A 14157-nucleotide genomic window follows, 5' to 3' on the forward strand; every position below is an offset into this window, starting at 1 on the left:
TCACGGATCGCGCCGCAGCGGGACGTTCGTAGATTTTCCGGGGAATGGAAAGAAAAGAGCCGCCTGGCGGCGGCTCCTGGTGCCAGCTCAGTACTGCTGCTGGGCTTCTTCTTCCGGCAGGGTGATGTTCAGCTCGAGAATTTCACAGCCGGACTCGCGGTCCACCTGCACATTCACGGCGTCTTCCCCAACCGGGACATACTTGCGTACCACCATTAGCAGCTCTTGCTGCAGCTGCGGCAGATAATCCGGACCGCCACGCGTGGAGCGTTCGCGGGCCACAATGATCTGCAGGCGTTCCTTGGCCACTGATGCGGAACTCTGCTTCTTGGGAAGCAGGTAACTGAAGATGCTCATCCCTTAGCCTCCAAAAAGACGGCCGAACAGACCTTTCTTGTTAACGTTGACGAAACGATGGGGCAGCTGGTCGCCCAGGAAGCGGGCTACCGCATCGCTGTACGCCTGACCGGCATCGGAATCGATATCGAGGATCACCGGGCTGCCGGCGTTACTGGCGTTCAGTACCGCCTGGGATTCGGGAATCACGCCGAGCAGTTCAATGGCGAGAATTTCCTGCACATCCTCAACGGACAGCATCTGGCCGTTCTCCACGCGCTCCGGAGAGTAGCGGGTGAGCAGCAGGCGGGCGGGAATATCTCCTTCGCCTTGTTCGGCATGGCGGGTCTTGCTGGCCAGAATGCCGATGATGCGGTCGGAGTCACGGACACTGGAGACTTCCGGGTTGGTCACTACCACTGCCTCGTCAGCGAAGTAGGCGGCCATCAGGGCGCCTTTCTCGATGCCAGCCGGGCTGTCGCAGATGATGTAGTCCATCTTCATGTCATCGCGCAGGGCATTGAGCACGCCTTCCACACCTTCGGTGGTGAGGGCGTCCTTGTCGCGGGTCTGGGAAGCGGGAAGGATGAACAGGTTGTCCACCTTCTTGTCCTTGATCAGCGCCTGTTTGATGTTGGCATCGCCACTGATCACGTTCACCAGGTCATAAACCACGCGGCGTTCACAGCCCATGATCAGGTCCAGATTGCGCAGGCCCACATCGAAATCAATCACGGTGGTTTTGAAACCGCGCAGGGCAAGGCCGGTGGCCAGCGCTGCACTGGTGGTGGTTTTGCCGACGCCACCCTTGCCGGATGTCACGACCACAATCTTCGTCACGCTCTTTCTCCTTACCTTCGTCTTTCTGTGGCGCTAGCTCAGCGCGGTAAATTGCATGGCGTCACCTTCCAGGGACAGATAGACAGCCCGGTTGCGGTGCGCTTCGGGCAGATCTTCGGCTACCCGGTAATGGCCGGCAATGGATACCAGTTCGGCATTCAGTTGCTGGCAGAAAATACGTGCGCTGCCATCCCCGCGGACGCCGGCGAGGGCGCGGCCACGCAGTTTGCTGTAGACATGGATGTTGCCTTCCGCCATCAGCTCGGCGCCGGTGCTTACCGGGGCCAGCACGATCAAATCGCCACGGCTGTAGACCTGCTGGCCGGATCGAACCGGTTGGTCCACAACCAACGTCTCGATGCGCTGGGTGGCGGTGGGCACTTTTTCTGCTTCTGCCTGTGGCGCGGGCTCGCTGCGGCGAGGCACATCGCGGCCACCGGACAGGCTCAGGGTGCCCAGTCCCAGCATGGCAGCGGTATCGTTATCAATGCCGGTCGTGCGGGCCAGGGCCACCAGGTTTACCCCCAGGCTACGTAACGTGTCCACAGCGGCCATCAGGGCCACCGGATCCACATCCAGGTCCTGACTCACGTCAATGACCACCGGGGCTTCTTGCAGCCACTGGGCTGCATCTTCCAGCCGTTGGCTGACTTCCTGATGCAGCAGGTTGGCATCCAGGTTTTTCAGTTGCAGGACCGTCATCATCAACATGCGGCCCTTGAACTCGAGAACGGTATTTTCTTCGACGACTGCTGTCATTCCTGACCTGTTGTCCGAGGGGCAATAGGCGCAAGAGATACGCCGGGCCCAGGTGGGGCGTAATTTTGGCAAAGCCTAGACGAAAGCGACGAGCCGTAAAAGCGCCAAAAGGGTGATATGAATGTTAAATCTGCGTGATATGGGGATGACAGCGGAATAACTGGTGGAAAAAGCAGCATTTTCATCGCTGACGTGGCTTTGTGGCTTTTTGTGAAACTGTGGACCGGTTGGCGACCTTGCCAAAAATCTCCAGTAGGAGGCTGCTGCGACGAAGCCGCTGTAGGAGCTATGCTTGCATGGCGAACCGCGCGTATAGAGGCGGCAGAAGTCAACATTTATCCGCCATCGTTTCTGGAGAGACCTGTCGAGCTCTGAGATTCCTGATCGCCCTCCGGGAGATTTCCGCGCAAGCACGGTTCGCGATGCAAGCATGGGCTCCTACGGGGGCTCGGAGAATGGAGAAGGAAAAGCGGAGGGGCATTTCGGCCCCTCCGCCTGGTTGGGTTTACATCATCGGGCGTTCTGCGTGCACGTTGACGTCCTTCAGGTCCATATCGAAGGCGTCGGTGAGCAAGCAGTCGTAGCGCATGGCATCGTATTCGTTCACCGGCTCTACCTGGTCGGCGTCGATGATGCCTTTGCTGGCCGCGTCCTGAAGCTTTTCCAGCACGCTGTTGCCTTCCAGTTGTCCCTTGCCGTCGGCTTTCAGGAACGCCAGGTAGGCCGGCTCCACTTCCAGCAGTTTGTTGAAGGTGGCTTCCACGCGTCCGATGGCATCTTCCGGGTCCTGGGAGATATAGGCCGGTTCTGCCAGTGCATCGCGCACCGAGCTGGGCGCCATGATCATGTCACCCAGAGTGCGGATCTGGTCGTCGCTGGGGGCCTGAGCCTTGCAGGGGCGACCGAACGGGAAGAACAACCCTTTCAACGCATAGCCCACGCCGAAGAAACCGAAGTTGCGGTAGAAGGCATCCAGGGCGTCATGGGCCTTGCTGAACGACCGGCGCAGCGCATAGCTGGCGTGGGCGTCGTTGGCCTCGTCCCGTGGCAGGGTGGCGTGATATTTGAGAATGGAACAAGCGATCAGCAACTGGCTATGCACATCGCCTAGCCGCGCAGAGAGCAGCTCGCGACGTTTGAGATCGCCACCCAGCAGGGCCAGCGCCATGTCCGCAGTACTGGAGAGCACCGCACTATAGCGGTTCACCAGCCGATACCAGGGGGCACTGAAGGCGTCCGCATTGCCCGGTGCCTCGGACAGGTAGGGACCAGCAAGCGCCTGCATGATACCGCTACTGATATTGCCCAGGGTGTGGCCGGCATGGGAGAAGAACAGGGCATCGAAATCCTGCAGCCCCTGTTTCTTGTCTTCCGCCTGAATCGCCTGCAATTCGTCATACAGGTATGGATGACAGCGCATGGCGCCCTGGCCGAAGATCATCAGCGAGCGGGTGAGGATATTCGCCCCTTCCACGGTGATGGCGATGGGAGTGGACTGATAGGGCAAGGCCAGGAAGTTACGCGGACCCAATTGAATGCCGCGCCCGCCAGCGATGTCCATGCCGTGATTAATCAGCTCACGCATCATTTCCGTGGCGTGGTACTTGGCCATGGCGGTAACGACTGATGGTGCGCCGTCTTCCAGTGAACGGGTCACCAGGTGGCGGTAGGCTTCCAGCGTGTAGCCAATGGCGGCCACTTCGGCAGAGGCTTCCTGCACCCCTTCGAACTGGCCCACCGCGGTGTTGAACTGACGACGGATACGAGCGAAGGCGCCGGTCATGCGGTAACCGACTTCGCCGCTGGCAGTGGCCAGGGCGGGCAGGGAGACACCGCGACCGGCACCCAGACACTCGATCAGCATGCGCCAGCCACGACCTGCCATGTCCGGTCCGCCAATGATGGTGTCCAGCGGTACGAACACATCCTTACCATTGATGGGGCCGTTCATGAACGGAGAGCCAGGGTAGTGGCGACGGCCGATTTCCACCCCGGGAGTGTCAGCAGGGATCAGCGCACAGGTGATGCCAAGCTCTTCCTTGTCGCCGAGCAGTTTCTCCGGGTCGTAGAGCTTGAAGGCCAGACCTACCACCGTGGCCACCGGGGCCAGGGTGATCCAGCGCTTGGCAAAGTTCAGGCGCATGCCCAGCACTTCCTTGCCGTCAATCTCGCCCTTGCAGATTACGCCGGTATCCGGGATGGCGCCGGCATCGGAGCCCGCTTCCGGGCCGGTGAGGCCGAAGCAGGGGATCTCGTCGCCCTTGGCCAAGCCGGGCAGCCAGCGGTCTTTCTGTTCCTGGGTACCGTATTCGGCCAGTAGTTCACCGGGGCCGAGAGAGTTGGGCACCATGGCGGTGACCGCAGCAGTCAATGAGCGGGTGGCGATCTTGCTCATGATGCGGCTCTGGGCATAGGGAGAAAATGCCTTGCCGCCGTACTCCTTGGGAATGATCAGGCTGAAGAAGCCCTTGTGCTTGAGGAAATCCCAGACTTCCTCAGGCAGGTCTCTCAACTCGTGGAAGATTTTCCACTCATCCAGCATGTCGCACAGTTCCTGGACCTCGTTGTCCACAAACGACTGCTCTTCCTCGGTGAGCGTGGAAAACTGGATATGGGCGAATTTTTCCCAGTCCGGGCGACCGGAAAACAGATCGGTTTCGAACCAGGTGGTACCGGCTTCAATAGCCTCGCGCTCGGTGTCGCCGATGGCTGGCATGACCTTGCCAAGGGCGTTATAGACCGGCTTGGTGATGAACTTTTGGCGCAGGTCGACGTGGTTGAGCAGGGCAACGCCGGCGGCCAGCAGGATCAGTGAAACCGGATGAACCAGCCAGGGGGCCAGGAAGGCGCTCAACAGCCAGACAACCACAAAAACTGCGCTGCCGATGCCGCGACTGATGCGCTGATAGAACAGGGTCATCAGCGTGGCAATTAACACTACAATAGCCAACAGGCTAAGCATGGTGATCTCCTTTGCCGTGAACCCGAGCCCGCCTGGACCCGGGTTGTTTTGAATACAATCCAGCGTACTCACAGGTCATGTACATGGCGTGAAGCCCTACAGACCTTACTGTTTTGAGTCTAACCCGTGAAAGTGATCAGTTGCACAGGATTTAACCGGATTTAATGGCAGTCATCCCTTACAATCGCACCCAGTTTTAAAGCTTTCAGGAGCACGGCGTTGCAACCGAACAACTACATCATTGAAGCAACTGAACAGAACATTCAGCAAATTCTTGAACAGTCGCGGCAGGTGCCGGTGATTGTGGATTTCTGGGCGAGCTGGTGTCAGCCCTGCCTGCAGATGGCACCGATTCTGGAGCGCCTGGTGAATGAGTACCAGGGCAAGGTGATGCTAGCCAAGGTCAACGCCGATGAGCAGCAGATGCTGGCAAGCCAGTTCGGGGTGCGCAGTCTGCCAAGCCTGAAACTGGTCTATCAGGGGCAATTGGTCAGCGAGCTGGATGGTGCCCAGACAGAGGGGGCGTTGCGCCAGTGGCTGGCTCCTGTGGTAGACCCGGAAGCTGCCGAGCAACAGCAGGAAGAGGGCTTCATTGAGCAGATCCGCATGGCCATTGAGGCCGGCCATGGTGACCAGGCAGAAGCGGCCCTGCGGCAGACCTTGCAGCAGAGCCCGGACAAGCACGCGATCCGTGCAATGCTGGTGGAATACCTGCTGGGTGATGGGCGTCTGGACGAGGCGCAGTCGCTGCTGGCGGAGGTAACCGAGGATGTGGAGCCATTACGGCCGTTCCGTGCCCGCTTTGCTCTGCTGGAAAAACTGGAAGGCGAGAGCCTCTCTCTGGCAGAGCTCCGTAAACGCATCAGCGATCAGCCCAACCCGGAAGATCTCTATGCCTTTGGCTTGCAGGCAGCGGCGGCCGGCCAGTTTCAGGCGGGCCTGGAGGCGCTGCTGCAACTGCTGAGCGAGCACCGGGATTTCCGCGACGGCATTGCCCGCAGCGCGCTGCTGGAAGTCTTCCAGTGCCTGCCCAAGGGGGACCCGCTTGCCAGCGAATACCGCCGCAAGATGTTCAATTACCTGTATTGATCTGTCGCCACGCCTCCCCCTGGCCGGGCAGGCGTGGCACTTCTCTCCTTGCTGAATCCCCCCGCACGTCGATGCGCTGCGTCTTGCTGGTGCATCTGCATGTCTGTTTTTTCTGGATTCTTCCTGGCTGCATCATCTTGGCATGCCAAAATGCATTAAATAAGTGCGTTTGTGTGGTGCACTGGGTCTATTGTGGTGCATATTTTGGGTGCGCTGCGGCCAAGTGACTGAAATCAAAAAGCAATATTGCTGGCCTGATTCTTGTATGCGCTATGCCGGTGCAAACTTTTCGGCACGTATTGTGTTGGTGCAGCCGTTGGCTGCACGTGGATCAGGAGACAACCATGAAAATGCTGACAGCGGTGATCAAGCCGTTCAAAGCGGACGAAGTCCGCGATGCGCTGGCCCAGGTTGGGGTGCAGGGCATGACTATTACTGAAGTCAAAGGGTTCGGTCGCCAGAAGGGCCACACGGAGCTGTACCGGGGTGCAGAGTACGTGGTCGATTTCGTGCCCAAGGTAAAACTGGAGCTGGCGGTGCGCGAAGAGGACCTGGATCAGGCCATCGAAGCCATCATGAAGGCCGCGGGTACCAGCAAGATTGGTGACGGCAAGATCTTCGTCAGTGATCTGGAACAGGTAATCCGCATCCGTACCGGTGAAACCGGCAACGAAGCCATTTAAGGGGGCCACGATGAAAAAACTGCTTGCTGTACTGTTGATGTTTCCGTCCCTGGCCCTGGCCGATGGCCTCGACACCGGTGACACCGCCTGGATTCTGACGGCCACTGCGCTGGTGCTGTTCATGACCATCCCAGGCCTGAGCCTGTTCTATGGCGGCCTGGTGCGTAGCAAAAACGTACTCTCCGTGTTGATGCAATGCTTTGCCATTACCTGTGCGGTATCGCTGGTATGGCTGATCTGCGGCTACTCGTTGGCGTTTTCCGATGGCGGCAGCATGAATGCTTGGATCGGTGGTCTCGATCACGCTTTCTTTGCCGGTATCGGCAAGGACACTCTGGAGGGGACGCTGCCGAAAAGCCTGCACGGCCTGTTCCAGATGACGTTTGCCATCATCACTCCGGCGCTGATCGTGGGTGCCTTTGCCGAGCGCATGCGCTTTGGGCCCATGCTGGCGTTTTCCGTGCTCTGGCTGCTGGGTGTGTATGTTCCTGTCTGCCATTGGGTGTGGGGCGGCGGCTGGTTGGCCGACCTGGGCCTGTATGACTTTGCCGGCGGCACCGTGGTGCATATCACTGCCGGTGTGGCGGCGCTGGTCGCGGCGCTGGTACTGGGCGGGCGCAAAGGCTTTCCGGAGCAGGGCATGATGCCCCATAACATGACCATGACGTTGACCGGTGCCGGCATGCTGTGGGTAGGCTGGTTCGGTTTCAACGGTGGTTCTGCACTGGCTGCCGGCGGCGACGCCGCCATGGCCATGTTGGTCACGCACATTTCCGCAGCGGCGGGTTCTCTGGCCTGGATCACCATGGAGTGGAAAAAATTCGGCAAGCCCTCGGCACTGGGCATCGCCACCGGCATGGTAGCGGGTCTGGGTACCATTACCCCGGCCTCCGGTTTCGTCGGGCCGGCGGCAGCACTGGTGATCGGTCTGTCTGCGGGTGTGATCTGTTTCTACTCGGTCATCTTTATCAAGCACAAGCTGAAGATCGATGATTCCCTGGACGTGTTCCCGGTGCACGGGGTAGGCGGCATTCTCGGTACCTTGTTTGCCGGTATCTTTGCTTCCACGGAACTGGGCCTGTTCTCCGGTTACGGTTTTGCCAAGCCGGAATTCACCATGCTGGATCAGTTCGGGGTGCAGGCGTTGGGCGTAGTCGCCACGTTCGTTTATACCGCTGTGGTGACCTGGGTGTTGCTCAAGCTGATCGGCCTGTTCGCGGAACTGCGTGTGGACAAGGACGAAGAAACCCAGGGGCTGGATATTGCGCTGCACGAAGAGCGTGGTTACGACCTCTGATTACCCCTGCATGACAACCACAAAAAGCCCGGCCTTGTGCCGGGTTTTTTGTCCCCGATAGACGCTTGTACGGCTATTGCCACCCCCCGGGCCTTTCTATAAGGTACGGGTAAGTTTCGAACGCTTGTTTGAATGGTGATGCCTGATTACACGGGGTGTCGAAGCCACAACGATAGGTTAAGGAGATATAAGAATGAGCCTGGAATTTTTGTCTGACGAGTGGTTTGCGAAAGTAAAAGAGATCCGTGACGGTGCCGGTGATGTGGAAACCCCGGCTGCCCTGGCAGATCTGGTAATCAACATCACTGTATCCGGCGATGGTGGCGACAAGGAAATGGCGTTGGTCGGTGGCATGATCGAAGAAGGTCATCACGCTGACGCGCCGACTACCATGATCCTGCCGGCTGATCTTGCCAAGCGCATCTTCATTGAAGGCGACCAGTCCGCTGGTATGCAGGGCTTCATGAGCGGCCAGATCCGTATCGAAGGCGACATGAGCAAGCTGATGGCGCTGCAAACCGCCCAGCCTTCTGCTGACCAGGTTGCCCTGATGAAGCAGATCCAGGAAGTGACTGCCTGATCGCCAGGTTTATCGCTTGCTGACAATGCCCGCCTCGTGCGGGCATTGTTGTTTTTGGGGATGCGCTTTCACAAGAAAGCCGGTGTCTGCGGGTGGGGCGATCTATCAGCTATCCTTGCCATGCAGGCTGTGATTCAGGTTCTGCAATGGTGTGGCCACGGCTACCGGATGTATGGGCAGTTGATCCAGCCAGCCATAGGCGCTGCGGCCACCGTTATCCAGATAGGTGCGCAGCGACTCCCGCCACTTTTCTGCATGCAATGCGAGACAAAGGGGCTGGCGGCGGATCGGATCCTGGGCGACACAGACATGGTCCGGCCCGGCTTTGTTCAGCAGGTCGCCGGGCAATGAGGCGGGAGGCTGGACCAGATCGCAGGGCAGGCACAGACAGAGCCCCTGGCTGGCATCCAGTGCCGCTTCCAGACCGGCCATTGGCCCCTGAAACCCGTCCCGTTCATCACTGACCACCTGATTGGCCCAATGCCGGTAGGTGGCCTGATTCCGGTTGGCACTGATGACGATACGGGTGGGGGAGGGCGCCAGGTGATCCAGCAGGTGAGCGATCAGCGGCTTGCCGTCCAGCTCCAGTAATCCCTTGTCGGCGCCGCCGACCCGCTTTCCCTGGCCGCCGGCGAGAATGATCAGGGTGTAGTCCATGGGGTGCCTCCATTGATGATGGGATGTCTGAGCACAGAAACCGTCCGTTGGCGGGTTTTCCGCGTCGCGTGGGAGGTGCTGCTTGTGGCGTCTAATGCTATGCTCTGTCGCTTGCTTCCTTTCTGACATCCTCAGGACATCGTGTGACCAGCGCCCGTAACCATCTTACCGATCTGACGCGCTTTGCGCCGCTTTTGCCGGGCTATCACCCCCGTGAACCGCAACTGGCCATGGCGGATGCAGTGGATGCGGTCATCGGCACCGGCGGGACCTTGATGGTCGAGGCGGAAACCGGCACCGGCAAGACCCTGGCGTACCTGGTGCCGGCCCTGTTGTCAGAGGGGCCAACACTGGTGTCCACAGGCACCAAGAGCCTGCAGGATCAGCTTTTTTTCAAGGATGTGCCGCTGGTCAAGAAGGCTCTGGGGCTGCCGCGCAAGGTGGCCCTGTTGAAAGGGCGCGCCAATTATCTCTGTCCCTACCGGATGACCCTGCATCAGGAAGAGGCCCGTTTTCTGACCCGGGAAACCGCCGAGCAATTGCAGATCGTGGCTCACTGGGCTGGTCGCACGAAAACCGGTGATATCGCCGAGCTGCAACAGATTCCCGAAGACGCGCCGGTATGGCCCTGGGTCACCAGTACCGCCGACAATTGCCTGGGTACTGACTGCCCCAATTACCAGGAATGCCCGCTGATGAAGGCCCGCAAGGAAGCCCAGGAAGCGGACCTGGTGGTGGTCAATCATCATCTGTTCTTTGCCGATGCTGCCCTGCGCGGTAACGGCTCGGCCTCGGAACTGCTGCCCAGTGCCAATACGGTGATCTTCGATGAGGCGCATCAGCTTCCGGAAATCGCTGCCGCCTTTTTCGGCGATACTCTCAGCACACGGCAGGTCCAGGAACTGGGCCGCGACAGTTTGTCCGAAGCCGGACAGACCACGGCCGACCTGGCGCGTCTCAACCAATTGATCGCAGCGGTGGAGAAGGGCTGCCTGGATTTGCGTCTGAGTCTGGGAGACGGCGAGCGCCGCGAGCCCTGGTCCGAAGTGGCGGAGAAAGAGTCTGTCATCGAAGCGGGCGAGACCCTGCTGGACGCCCTGCGTGATCTGGAAATGTTCCTCGGCCCCCTCGCCAAGGCAAGCCGGGGCATGGAAGCCTGTGCCCGCCGAGCCAGCGAGCAGGTAGATTGCCTGGCGGCCTACCTGAAAGGGGAACAGCCCAACCGGGTGTACTGGTTCGAAACCTTCAAACGGACTGTGGTGCTGCATAGCACGCCCCTGTCCGTGGCAGCCCAGCTGCGTGCCCAGCGTGAGCGCCAGCCGTGCAGCTGGGTGCTTACCTCGGCGACCCTGTCTGTGGGCGGGCGCTTTGAGCATATCCAGAAGCGCCTAGGCATGGACGCGGCTACCACCCTGCGGCTGGAAAGCCCGTTCGATTTCAAACGCCAGGCGGTGTTTTATGCCCCTGACGGTCTGCCTGCGCCGAATGACCCGGGCTATACCGCAGCGCTTTGCGATGCCATGGTGCCGGTGATTAATGCCGCCAAGGGCCGCACTTTTTTCCTTTTCACCAGTCACAGAGCATTACGGGAAGCGGCCCAGTTGTTGCGTCCTCGTCTGGATTACCCCTTGCTGGTGCAGGGGGAGTCCGGTCGGCGGGAGTTACTGGACAGTTTCCGGGAAAAAGGTAATGCGGTGCTGTTGGGCACCAGCAGTTTCTGGGAAGGCATTGATGTGCGCGGTGAGGCCCTCAGTTGCGTGATTATTGATAAACTGCCGTTCGGCTCGCCGGGTGACCCGGTGGCGGCGGCACGTATCGAACATATCAATCGCAATGGTGGCAATGCCTTCCGCGATTATCAGCTGCCCCAGGCAGTGCTGGCATTGCGCCAGGGAGCCGGGCGTCTGATTCGCGATCCCAAGGACACCGGCCTGCTGGTGGTGGCGGATCCTCGCTTGCTGACGCGCAGTTACGGAAAGCTCTTTGTAAACAGTCTGCCAAACATGACCCGCACCCGGAAGCTGGACGTGGTACAACGGTTTTTTGATTACCTTGCCCGGCAACAAGAAGGGCAGACAACGGAACAGATAGAATCATGACACGAATTCTGGCTCTGGAAACCGCCGGTGAAACCTGTTCGGTGGCCATCATGGATGGCGACGAGGTGCTTGAACATTTCGAGCAGGCGCCACGGCGTCAAACCGAACGGGTGTTGCCGATGGTGGAGGCACTGCTGGCGCAATCGCAACTGTCGCTTGGCCAGCTGGACGGCATTGCCTTTGGCCATGGTCCCGGTGCCTTTACCGGTGTGCGTGTCGCGGCTGCGGTTACCCAGGGCCTGGCCTTTGCGGCGGACTTGCCGGTGATCGGGGTGTCCACTCTGGCGGCCTGTGCACTCAGCGCTCAGGATACGATCCCACACCGGGATGTGATCGCGGTGTTCGATGCGCGCATGGGTGAGATCTATCTGGGCGCCTATGCCTGTGAGGGTGGCGTTGCCAGAACCGTGTTCGACGACGGGCTGTTTCACCCGGACACCTTGCCCTCTCTGCCGCAAAAAGACTGGCTGATTGTCGGCTCCGGGCTGGTTTATCGTGAGGCCCTTTGCAAGGCCTATGGCGCAAGTCACTGTGAGGTCGACGTGCATCCCCATGCGAAAGCGGTGGCGCAGCTGGCATTATCCGGTTTCCAGCGCGGGCAGGGGGTGAGTGCAGAACTGGCACAGCCGGTCTATCTTCGCGATCAGGTAATTCAGGGAGCAGTACGATGATCAACTGGGACCTTCCCAATGTCCATGAACTGGCGGTGACTGTGCCAGCCGAAGCCATCGATGTGATGGGGCACGTCAACAACACCGAATACCTGCGTTTCATGGAGAAAATTGCCTGGGACCATACCGCCAGCCTCGGGTTGGGTTGGGATCTGTACCAGAAGCTCAACCGGGGCATGGTGGCCCGGCATACCGAAGTGGATTACCTGGCGCCGGCCTTTGAAGGCGAGCATCTGAAAATCGGTACCTGGATTGTTGAAAACGACCAGCGCATCAGTATCACTCGCCGTTACCAGATCGTTCGCGAATCAGACGGGCGAACTCTGCTGCGCGGCCGTACCCGCTGGGTGTGTGTGGCACTGGATTCCGGCAAGCCCCGTCGCATGCCCCCGGAGTTTTTGCAGGGTTACAAAATCACCGCCACAGAAGAGTAAAACGTTGCGAGTGACGGGACGCGCATTTCGACGCGCCATTCCCGTCGTGATCGTCGCCCCTCGCAACTCGTTCTCGTCACTGACGTACCATTCAACAAGGACATTCCATGGATTGGTTCCAGGCCCTGGTGCTTGCCCTGATACAGGGACTTACCGAGTTTCTTCCCATTTCCAGTTCTGCTCATCTGATTCTGCCATCCCAGGTATTGGGTTGGCCTGATCAGGGGTTGGCCTTTGATGTGGCCGTGCATCTGGGCACCCTGATGGCGGTGATGGCCTACTACCGGCGGGATCTTTTTGCCATGGTTGGCGGTGCCGGCAAAGCGGTGACCCAGCGCACCATGAACGACGATCTGAAACTGGGGCTGCTGGTAGTGCTGGCTACCATTCCCGCGGTGGTGTTCGGCTTTCTTGGTGATGACTGGATTGAACGGGAGTTGCGTTCTGCACTGGTAATTGCCGTTACTACCCTGGTGTTTGGCGCGCTGCTGTGGGCTGCCGATGCCTTCGGCAAGCGTCAGTTCAGTCTTGTAAGACTGGGAGTGATTGGTGCGATTTTTATCGGTCTGGCTCAGGCCCTGGCACTGATTCCCGGTACCTCGCGAAGCGGTATTACCATCACGGCGGCATTGGCGCTGGGTTACCAGCGCGAGGATGCAGCACGCTTTTCCTTCCTGCTTTCCATTCCTGTCATCCTTGGCGCCGGATTGCTCAAGACAAAGGATCTTGTCGAGCAGCAGGTAGCGGTGGACTGGGGGCTGATGGCCCTGGGCGCTGTGGTCAGTGCGATTACGGCATATCTGACCATCGTATTCTTCATTCGTCTGCTTGAGCGCATCGGCATGTTGCCGTTTGTGGTGTACCGCCTGATCCTTGGTGTTGCGCTGCTGGCGTGGCTGGCCTGATTCCATGGTAGGGGCGGTGCTGGGCCTGTTGCCCGGGTGTCCTGAAGGGCTTCCCGGTACGCCGGTAGAAGAAGCTGACAGAGCTGTGCAACTGGGCCTGCAACTGGTGCTGGGCTGGCACGAAGAGCGTCTCAGCCTGTGGCGACCGCAAGGGCGGGAAACGCCCTTGAGCGTGAGCTTCAATGATGGCAAACAGGGCTACCGGCTGACAGCGGAGCGAGTCCGCCACGAACGATTGATCAAGGCACTGGGAAAAACCCGGGACGACACCTTTACGGTTCTGGATGCTACCGCCGGCCTGGGCCGGGATGCGGCCCTGATTGCCACAGCCGGGTTCCCGGTATTGCTGGCGGAACGCTCGCCGATTCTCCATGCCATGCTTGCTGACGGGCTGCGGCGGGCGCCTGCAGAGCTCGCTGCTGCCATGCAGTTGCTACCCTGCGCCGATGCCGGTGCGCACACCTTGCCACCGCTGCATGCGGTCTATCTTGATCCCATGTTTCCATCACGGGACAAAAGTGCAGCGGTAAAAAAAGACCTGCAATGGCTTCAGCAATTGGCAGCGTATCCGGATCACCGCGAGGAAGCGGCGTTGCTGGAGTGGGCACTTGGACTCAACCCGCATCGGATAGTGGTGAAACGGCCTGGCAAGGCAGAGTCGCTGGCAAAACGCAGTCCTCACCACCAGATAGCGGGTAAGGCTATTCGCTTTGATGTCTATGAGTAAACAGCACGCTTGGCGAGAACTTCCGGACCATTATGAATAAAGTGAGCCACATCGATTTCATGTTGGCTGTCGTTGCTTTGCTGTTGACCGAGTGATGATCGCCCTCAGGCTGGAGCCA

At 59.4% G+C, this 14157-nt stretch carries 14 protein-coding genes; 9 read left to right on the forward strand and 5 right to left on the reverse strand.

Translation table 11 applies throughout. From position 1 onward, the window contains the following. Positions 1 to 87: 87 nt before the first annotated feature. The 4 genes from minE to Q0Y02_RS01150 all read right to left on the reverse strand — a co-directional run bounded on the left by minE (position 88) and on the right by Q0Y02_RS01150 (position 4897). A complete protein-coding gene (gene minE / locus Q0Y02_RS01135; RefSeq protein WP_297763169.1) occupies positions 88 to 357 on the reverse strand; it encodes a cell division topological specificity factor MinE in 270 nt (89 codons plus the stop codon). Between the two features lie 3 nt (positions 358 to 360). Further along, complete coding sequence (gene minD / locus Q0Y02_RS01140; protein WP_290538225.1) at positions 361 to 1176, reverse strand: septum site-determining protein MinD; 816 nt, start codon at positions 1174 to 1176, stop codon at positions 361 to 363. 33 nt (positions 1177 to 1209) lie between these two features. After that, positions 1210 to 1935 (reverse strand): septum site-determining protein MinC, encoded by a 726-nt coding sequence (gene minC, locus Q0Y02_RS01145; RefSeq protein ID WP_297763176.1) that lies wholly within the window; start codon positions 1933 to 1935, stop codon positions 1210 to 1212. 505 nt (positions 1936 to 2440) lie between these two features. Then, positions 2441 to 4897: an acyl-CoA dehydrogenase gene (locus Q0Y02_RS01150; protein ID WP_297763179.1), complete on the reverse strand. Its 2457-nt coding sequence runs from the start codon at positions 4895 to 4897 to the stop codon at positions 2441 to 2443. 219 nt (positions 4898 to 5116) lie between these two features. Between Q0Y02_RS01150 and Q0Y02_RS01155 the strand changes: the two genes are divergently transcribed. The 4 genes from Q0Y02_RS01155 (at position 5117) to Q0Y02_RS01170 (ending at position 8546) form a co-directional block, all read left to right on the forward strand. Then, on the forward strand, positions 5117 to 5986 hold the full coding sequence (locus Q0Y02_RS01155) for a tetratricopeptide repeat protein (protein WP_297763181.1): 870 nt from the start codon (positions 5117 to 5119) through the stop codon (positions 5984 to 5986). A 344-nt stretch (positions 5987 to 6330) separates the two neighbouring features. Then, positions 6331 to 6669 carry a P-II family nitrogen regulator gene (locus Q0Y02_RS01160; protein WP_297763184.1) on the forward strand — a complete coding sequence of 113 codons (339 nt, stop codon included), beginning with the start codon at positions 6331 to 6333 and terminating at the stop codon, positions 6667 to 6669. 10 nt (positions 6670 to 6679) lie between these two features. Continuing rightward, positions 6680 to 7966, forward strand: coding sequence for an ammonium transporter (locus Q0Y02_RS01165; RefSeq protein WP_297763187.1), 1287 nt, complete (start codon positions 6680 to 6682; stop codon positions 7964 to 7966). Between the two features lie 193 nt (positions 7967 to 8159). Then, positions 8160 to 8546, forward strand: a complete 387-nt coding sequence (locus Q0Y02_RS01170) for an SCP2 sterol-binding domain-containing protein (protein WP_035244687.1) — start codon at positions 8160 to 8162, stop codon at positions 8544 to 8546. Positions 8547 to 8651: 105 nt separating this feature from the next. Here the strand turns inward: Q0Y02_RS01170 and Q0Y02_RS01175 are convergent, their stop codons facing one another. Beyond that, positions 8652 to 9203 (reverse strand): molybdenum cofactor guanylyltransferase, encoded by a 552-nt coding sequence (locus tag Q0Y02_RS01175; protein WP_297763193.1) that lies wholly within the window; start codon positions 9201 to 9203, stop codon positions 8652 to 8654. Between the two features lie 143 nt (positions 9204 to 9346). On the opposite strand from Q0Y02_RS01175, the gene Q0Y02_RS01180 reads away from it, so the two are divergent. The 5 genes from Q0Y02_RS01180 (at position 9347) to Q0Y02_RS01200 (ending at position 14039) form a co-directional block, all read left to right on the forward strand. After that, positions 9347 to 11302 carry an ATP-dependent DNA helicase gene (locus Q0Y02_RS01180; RefSeq protein WP_297763196.1) on the forward strand — a complete coding sequence of 652 codons (1956 nt, stop codon included), beginning with the start codon at positions 9347 to 9349 and terminating at the stop codon, positions 11300 to 11302. Continuing rightward, positions 11299 to 11973, forward strand: coding sequence for a tRNA (adenosine(37)-N6)-threonylcarbamoyltransferase complex dimerization subunit type 1 TsaB (gene tsaB / locus Q0Y02_RS01185; protein WP_297763199.1), 675 nt, complete (start codon positions 11299 to 11301; stop codon positions 11971 to 11973). Before Q0Y02_RS01180 ends, tsaB begins: the two co-directional genes overlap by 4 nt. Beyond that, positions 11970 to 12407: a thioesterase family protein gene (locus tag Q0Y02_RS01190; RefSeq protein ID WP_052042436.1), complete on the forward strand. Its 438-nt coding sequence runs from the start codon at positions 11970 to 11972 to the stop codon at positions 12405 to 12407. Before tsaB ends, Q0Y02_RS01190 begins: the two co-directional genes overlap by 4 nt. A gap of 107 nt (positions 12408 to 12514) precedes the next feature. Next, complete coding sequence (locus Q0Y02_RS01195; RefSeq protein WP_297763204.1) at positions 12515 to 13312, forward strand: undecaprenyl-diphosphate phosphatase; 798 nt, start codon at positions 12515 to 12517, stop codon at positions 13310 to 13312. Continuing rightward, positions 13284 to 14039: a class I SAM-dependent methyltransferase gene (locus tag Q0Y02_RS01200; RefSeq protein ID WP_297763207.1), complete on the forward strand. Its 756-nt coding sequence runs from the start codon at positions 13284 to 13286 to the stop codon at positions 14037 to 14039. Before Q0Y02_RS01195 ends, Q0Y02_RS01200 begins: the two co-directional genes overlap by 29 nt. Positions 14040 to 14157 lie beyond the last annotated feature (118 nt).

This window comes from uncultured Alcanivorax sp. (genome assembly GCF_947258575.1).
GTDB lineage: Bacteria > Pseudomonadota > Gammaproteobacteria > Pseudomonadales > Alcanivoracaceae > Alcanivorax.